Source organism: Allobosea sp. ASV33 (assembly GCF_016428755.1).
Lineage (GTDB): Bacteria > Pseudomonadota > Alphaproteobacteria > Rhizobiales > Beijerinckiaceae > Allobosea.
Window position 1 is genome coordinate 119,871 of record NZ_JAELTI010000004.1, and the last position, 6,292, is coordinate 126,162.

At 65.9% G+C, this 6,292-nt stretch carries 8 protein-coding genes; 6 read left to right on the forward strand and 2 right to left on the reverse strand.

The annotated features are described in order from the left end of the window. Nucleotides 1-9: 9 nt before the first annotated feature. A complete protein-coding gene (locus JHD80_RS02490; RefSeq protein WP_199084785.1) occupies nt 10-807 on the reverse strand; it encodes an SDR family NAD(P)-dependent oxidoreductase in 798 nt (265 codons plus the stop codon). A gap of 107 nt (nt 808-914) precedes the next feature. Here JHD80_RS02490 and JHD80_RS02495 point away from each other — a divergent pair, with 107 nt between their 5' ends. Then, nucleotides 915-1,445, forward strand: a complete 531-nt coding sequence (locus tag JHD80_RS02495) for a MarR family winged helix-turn-helix transcriptional regulator (RefSeq protein WP_210339782.1) — start codon at nt 915-917, stop codon at nt 1,443-1,445. Between the two features lie 53 nt (nt 1,446-1,498). Here JHD80_RS02495 and JHD80_RS02500 read toward each other — a convergent pair whose 3' ends face one another. Beyond that, the gene (locus JHD80_RS02500; protein ID WP_199084786.1) at nt 1,499-2,428 is read right to left on the reverse strand and encodes a LysR family transcriptional regulator; all 930 of its coding nucleotides are present in this window, start codon (nt 2,426-2,428) and stop codon (nt 1,499-1,501) included. 122 nt (nt 2,429-2,550) lie between these two features. On the opposite strand from JHD80_RS02500, the gene JHD80_RS02505 reads away from it, so the two are divergent. The 5 genes from JHD80_RS02505 to JHD80_RS02525 all read left to right on the forward strand — a co-directional run. Further along, nucleotides 2,551-4,047, forward strand: coding sequence for a CoA-acylating methylmalonate-semialdehyde dehydrogenase (locus JHD80_RS02505; RefSeq protein WP_199084787.1), 1,497 nt, complete (start codon nt 2,551-2,553; stop codon nt 4,045-4,047). 22 nt (nt 4,048-4,069) lie between these two features. After that, entirely contained in the window at nt 4,070-4,615 is a 546-nt protein-coding gene (locus JHD80_RS02510; protein WP_199084788.1) for a hypothetical protein, read from the forward strand. Further along, the gene (locus tag JHD80_RS02515; RefSeq protein WP_199084789.1) at nt 4,612-5,766 is read left to right on the forward strand and encodes an isobutyryl-CoA dehydrogenase; all 1,155 of its coding nucleotides are present in this window, start codon (nt 4,612-4,614) and stop codon (nt 5,764-5,766) included. The genes JHD80_RS02510 and JHD80_RS02515 overlap by 4 nt, the downstream gene beginning before the upstream one ends. Before the next feature lie 15 nt (nt 5,767-5,781). Then, nucleotides 5,782-6,078, forward strand: coding sequence for a hypothetical protein (locus JHD80_RS02520; protein WP_199084790.1), 297 nt, complete (start codon nt 5,782-5,784; stop codon nt 6,076-6,078). Between the two features lie 3 nt (nt 6,079-6,081). After that, nucleotides 6,082-6,292: NAD(P)-binding domain-containing protein (locus JHD80_RS02525; RefSeq protein WP_199084791.1), on the forward strand; the 211-nt coding region annotated here is incomplete at its 3' end.

The window sequence follows — 6,292 nt, forward strand, 5'->3', positions numbered from 1 at the left end:
CCATTCTTCTCAGGCGACGTAACGGGGTGCCGGCTTGCGGGTCTGCGATGCCGCGACGATGGCGGCGCGAGCCTGCTCGAAGCCAGCCCAGAGTCCTTCGTCTGCGACCGACGGCCAGGTGATGGTCTCGCCATGGTCGAGCCCGGCCAGTGCCGCATCGACGAGTTCATCCACGACCATGACCTTCTCGGGATCGAAGCTTTCCAGCGGCACGCCCGCAAGCTCCCAGATGTCGGTCGCCGTCGCCGGGGGATGCACGCTCTGGACCTTCACACCCGTCCCCGCGACTTCCGCCTGCAGGCCGCGCGAGAAGGCCAACACGAACGCCTTGGTCGCGCTGTAGACCGCGCTATGGGGCAGCGTGTGGAGGCTGAGGATCGAGGCTATATTGACGATCGTGCCGCGGTCGCGGGCGACGAGGCCCGGCAAGACAGCATGGGTCAGCCGCGTCAACGCCGTGACGTTCAACGCGATCTGCGCGACCGAATCCGCAACAGAGCCCTTCGCGATCGGTGCGAAACGGGCGATGCCGGCATTGTTGACGAACAGCTCGATATCGCCGCGCGAGGCGAGATCCTGCTCGACCCGTGCGAGATCAGCCTCGTCCGCGAGATCGGCGACCAAAAGCTCGACGTTGCGACCATGGGCTGAGACGATGCGGTCAGCGACCTCCTGCAGCCGGTCGCGCCGGCGCGCGATCAGCAGCAGATCATAGCCGCGGGCTGCGAGCCGGTCGGCGTAGACGGCGCCGATACCGGCCGATGCGCCGGTGATGACGGCGAGCTTGCGTTGAGAAAGCGTGCTCATGATGGAAACCCTATTTGATTGAGTGCTCAATCTTTTTGTTGAGCGCTCAATCAAATGGAGCAGATCACCCCTCTTTCAATAGTGTGGGGCTCAATTATTTTAGGACCATGGATCAGTTTCCGGCCAATGAGGCGGATGACGGCATCGCTCCCGGAATCGGACCGGAAGCCCCGCTCGCCATCGCCTGCACGAACACCGCCCTGCGCCGCGCGACGCGACGCCTCGGCCAGCTTTATGACGACGCCATCTCTCCGCTCGGCCTCAAGGCCACTCAGTTCGGGCTGCTCGTCGCCATCAACCAGCTCAGTGAACAGGACAGGGGGCCGACGCTCAACGCGGTCGCGACGCATCAGTTGGTCCAGATCTCGGCGCTGACCCATGCGTTGCGCCCGCTGGTGCGGGACGGTCTCGTCGCGCTTCACCCCGATCTGGAAGACCGGCGCAGCAAGCGGGCGACCCTTACCCCTGCCGGCCGAAGCCTCATGCAGCAGGCCGTCTCGCGCTGGGCCGATGCCAATGGCCGGATCGAGACGACACTCGGCCCGACGGTGGCCGCAAACCTGCGAGCTCTCGCCGATCTCATATCGTCCGAACGCTTCCTTGCCGCCTATTACGACGGGCTGCGGCTCAAGCCATAGGCCAACCACGTCGAAACGGCCTGGGAACCGGGTCCGGCGCCGTCCTCGCCACGTCATTCCGCCGCGATGCGGGCCTCCGGCCTCTGCTCGCCCAGCAGCAAGGCGCGCGAGGCCTTAACCTCGCGAACGACGAAATCGACGATGGCGCGAACCCGCGCGACGTCCTTCAGGTCGGCATGGACGAGCAGCCAGAAGGAGCGCGTGATCGAGACCGTCTCGGGCAGGACGGGCACGAGCCGCTTCTCCCCTTCCGCCATGAAGTGATGGATCACGCCGATGCCGGCACCTGCCGTCACCGCATTCATCTGGGCGATGACGCTCGAACTCTGGACATGGGCGCGCAGGCCCTTGGCGACCTCGTCGAGATAGTCGAGCTCCGGCGAGAAGATGAGGTCGTCGATATAGCCGATGATGCGGTGCTCGAAGAGATCCTCCGGCTTGGTCACCGGCGGCACCGCGGCCAGGTATTCCGGGGAAGCATAGAGCCCGAGGCGGTAGTCGGAGAGCTTGCGGGCGACGACCTTGCCCTCCTTCGGCGGGGCGAGCGTGATCGCGACATCGGCCTCGCGCTTCGACAACGAAAGCAGGCGCGGCATGGCGATGAGCTGGATCTCCAGCCCCGGATAGGACTTGCCGAACAATGCCAGGCGCGGCGCCAGGAACGAGGTGCCGAACCCGTCGGGCGCGCCGATCCTGACCGTGCCGGAGAGCGCCATGTCGGCACCGCCGATATCGCTCTGGATCGCCAACGCTTCGGTCTCCATGCTCTCGGCCTTGGCGAGCAGGCGCTCGCCATGGGCCGTCAGCGTGTAGCCCTGCGGGCGGCGCTCGAAGAGCTTGGCCTTCAGCGCCTCCTCCAGCGAGGTGATCCGGCGCGAGACGGTGGCGTGGTCGGCGCCGAGGCGGCGCGCGGCGGCGGTGAGCCGGCCCGAGCGCGCCACGGCCAGAAAGAAGCGGAGGTCGTCCCAGTCGAAGCGCTCCAAGGCTCTCTCCCATATTCGTGTTTTCGCACGACCGGCGTTTCACTGTCGCTATAGCCGTGCGCAAACGAGAATGGTAGGGAGGTGACAAGATCAACACACCATCAGTTCGTAGGGAGGGCGCGATGCGTCAGGTTGGGCATTTCATCGGCGGCAAGCATGTCGCGGGCACCTCGGGCCGCACGGCCGACATCTACCAGCCGATGGACGGCACGATCATCGGCAAGGTCGCCCTCGCCTCGACCGCCGAACTCCACGCCGCCGTGCAGAATGCTGCCGAGGCGCAGCCGAAATGGGCCGCGACCAATCCGCAGCGCCGCGCCCGCGTGCTGATGAAGTTCCTTGACCTGATCGCGCAGAACAACGACGAGCTCGCCGAGTTACTCGCCCGCGAGCACGGCAAGACCATTCCCGACGCCAAGGGCGACATCCAGCGCGGCGTCGAGGTGATCGAATATTCGCTCGGCGTGCCCGGCCTGATGAAGGGCGAGTACACCGACGGCGCCGGCCCCGGCATCGACATCTACTCGATGCGCCAGCCGCTCGGCGTCTGCGCCGGCATCACGCCGTTCAACTTCCCGGCGATGATCCCGCTCTGGAAACTCGGCCCCGCGATCGCCTGCGGCAACGCCTTCATCCTGAAGCCCTCCGAGCGCGACCCGGGCGTGCCGATGCGCCTCGCCGAGCTCTTCATCGAGGCCGGCGGCCCTCCCGGCATCCTCAACGTCGTCAACGGCGACAAGGAATCGGTCGACGCCATCCTCGACAATCCCGAGATCAAGGCCGTCGGCTTCGTCGGCTCGACCCCGATCGCGGAGTACATCTACAGCCGCGGCTGCGCCAACGGTAAGCGCGTGCAGTGCTTCGGCGGCGCCAAGAACCACATGATCATCATGCCGGACGCCGACATGGACCAGACGGTCGACGCCCTGATCGGCGCCGGCTACGGCTCTGCCGGCGAGCGCTGCATGGCGATCTCGGTCGCCGTCCCCGTCGGCAAGGGCACTGCCGACGAGCTGGTCAAGCGCCTGATCCCGCGCGTCGAGAGCCTGAAGATCGGTCCCTCGACCGACGTCAATGCCGATTACGGCCCGGTCGTGACCAAAGCGGCGATGGAGAAGATCAAGCAATACGTCGATATCGGCGTCCAGGAAGGCGCCAAGCTCCTGGTCGACGGCCGCGACTTCAAGATGCAGGGCTACGAGAACGGCTTCTATGTCGGCGGCTGCCTGTTCGACAACGTCACCAAGGACATGCGCATCTACAAGGAAGAAATCTTCGGGCCGGTGCTCTCGGTGCTGCGCGCCGACACCTATGAAGAGGCGCTGAAGCTCACCAACGATCACGAATACGGCAACGGCACCGCGATCTTCACCCGCGACGGCGATGCGGCGCGCGACTTCGCCTCGAAGGTCCAGGTCGGCATGGTCGGCATCAACCTGCCGATCCCGGTTCCGCTGGCCTATTACACCTTCGGCGGCTGGAAGCGCTCCTCCTTCGGCGACCTCAACCAGCACGGCCCGGACTCGATCCGCTTCTACACCAAGACCAAGACGGTGACGGCGCGCTGGCCGAGCGGTATCAAGGACGGTGCGAGCTTCGTCATCCCGACGATGAACTGAGGCGCCACCGACGGAGGAGGCCATGGAGCGACCGCTGCGGACCATCGCATCGTCGCTCGTCCTCCTCTGCGGCCTGACGGTGCCGGCGGCCGCGCAGGATGCTCTGCCCGCGGCCTCTCCCGACGATGCCTTGTGCGAAACGGGCGTCGTCGAGCATCTGACGCTCGACGACGCTCAGCGCGGCCATTGCCGCCGGCTCTGGCAAAGCGGGATCGAGGAAACCCGCCAGCGCAGCAAGGCGCATGCGGCGCGCATCATCGAGGAGAACCGGCTGCGGCGGGAACTGGAAGCCAGCCTGCCCCCGCCCCCGCCTCCGCCCGTCACGGTCGAGACATTTCTTGGCGGTGACCTCGCCTATGGCGACGTGGTGGTGACCGACAAGGGGCCGCGCGTCTTCATCGGCAAGGCCGGGGAGCCGGCGAGGCCCGAGGATTTCGTCGCCCTCGATTCCGCCCGATCGCCGCATCGCGGACACGCCAAGTCTTATGAGGGGGCCTATCCGCAGCCTCCACGCCCTCAAGCCGCGACGCCGCGGCCCGCCCTCAAGACCCAGGAGCGCAAGCCTTGAGCCCGTTTTCCCTGACCGAGGACCAGATCGCCATCCGCGACATGGCGCAGGATTTCGCTGCCGAGACACTGGCCCCCCACGCCGCGCGCTGGGACGAGGAGAAGCATTTCCCGGTCGAGGAGATGCGCGCCGCCGCCGCGCTCGGCATGGGCGGCATCTATATCCGCGACGATGTCGGCGGCTCCGGCCTGACCCGGCTCGACGCGGCGCTGATCTTCGAGGCGCTGTCGACGGGCTGCCCGACGGTCGCGGCCTATATCTCGATCCACAACATGTGCGCCTGGATGATCGACCGCTACGGCTCGGACGAGCAGCGGCAGCGCTTCCTGCCGAAGCTCTGCACCATGGAGCATCTGGCGAGCTACTGCCTGACCGAGCCCGGCGCCGGCTCGGACGCCGCCGCGCTGAAGACGAAAGCGGTGCTAGACGGCGACCACTACATCCTCGACGGGCAGAAGCAGTTCATCTCGGGCGCCGGCGTCTCCGACATCTATGTCGTGATGGCGCGCACCGGCGAGGCTGGTCCGGGAGGTATTTCGACCATCGTCGTCGAGAAGGATACGCCCGGCCTCTCCTTCGGCGCCAACGAGAAGAAGATGGGCTGGAACGCCCAGCCGACACGGGCCGTGATCTTCGAAAACTGCCGCGTGCCGGTGGCCAACCGCCTCGGCCCCGAGGGCATCGGCTTCAAGATCGCCATGGCCGGGCTCGACGGCGGCCGGCTCAATATCGGCGCCTGCTCGCTCGGCGGCGCGCAGGGCGCGCTCGACCGCTCGCTCGCCTATGCCAAGGAGCGGAAAGCCTTCGGCTCGGCCATCGCCGATTTCCAGGCCCTGCAGTTCAAGCTCGCCGACATGGCCACCGAGCTGGAGGCGGCCCGCAGCCTGCTCTGGCGCGCGGCGGCGGCGCTCGATGCCAAGACGCCGGATGCGACCAAGCTCTGCGCCATGGCCAAGCGCATCGCCACCGATACCGGTTTCGAGGTCGCCAACCACGCCCTCCAGATCCACGGCGGCTACGGCTATCTCGCCGATTACGGCATCGAGAAGATCGTCCGCGACCTGCGCGTCCACCAGATCCTCGAGGGGACCAACGAGGTGATGCGGATGATCGTCGCGCGCGGGCTGGTGGGCCGGTCCAAGGGGAACTGACGTGGGAGAAGCGGCATGGGTTTCTTTCGGCAACTTGTCGTTTATTTGATTGGCACCGCCCTTTTAGGTGCCCTTACGGCATTTTTGGCAAAGTTCTTTTCCATCGAAAAATCAACGATTTCGACTGGTATGATCGGAGTGGGAATCGGGTGGGGCGCTTGCTGGTTCTGGAACGCGTGGCGTGAACAACCGCGAGGCACGACGAAGCACAATCCCGCGATCAACCGCAGAGTGCCTCTAGAAGAAACCAGCGATAAAATTCGCCGCTTCGACTCCAAATCGCAGAGTTTCGTCCAAAAAGATGAGGTTTAAGCCATGACCAATATCGCCTTCATCGGCCTCGGCAATATGGGCGGCCCGATGGCCGGGAACCTCGTCAAGGCGGGGCATGCCGTCAAAGCTTTCGACCTCGTGCAGGCGTCGAAGGACGCTGCGGCCGAGATGGGCGTCGGTATCGCCGGCTCGGCCAAGGAAGCCGTCGCGGATGCGGAGGTCGTCGTCACGATGCTGCCCGCCGGCAAGCATG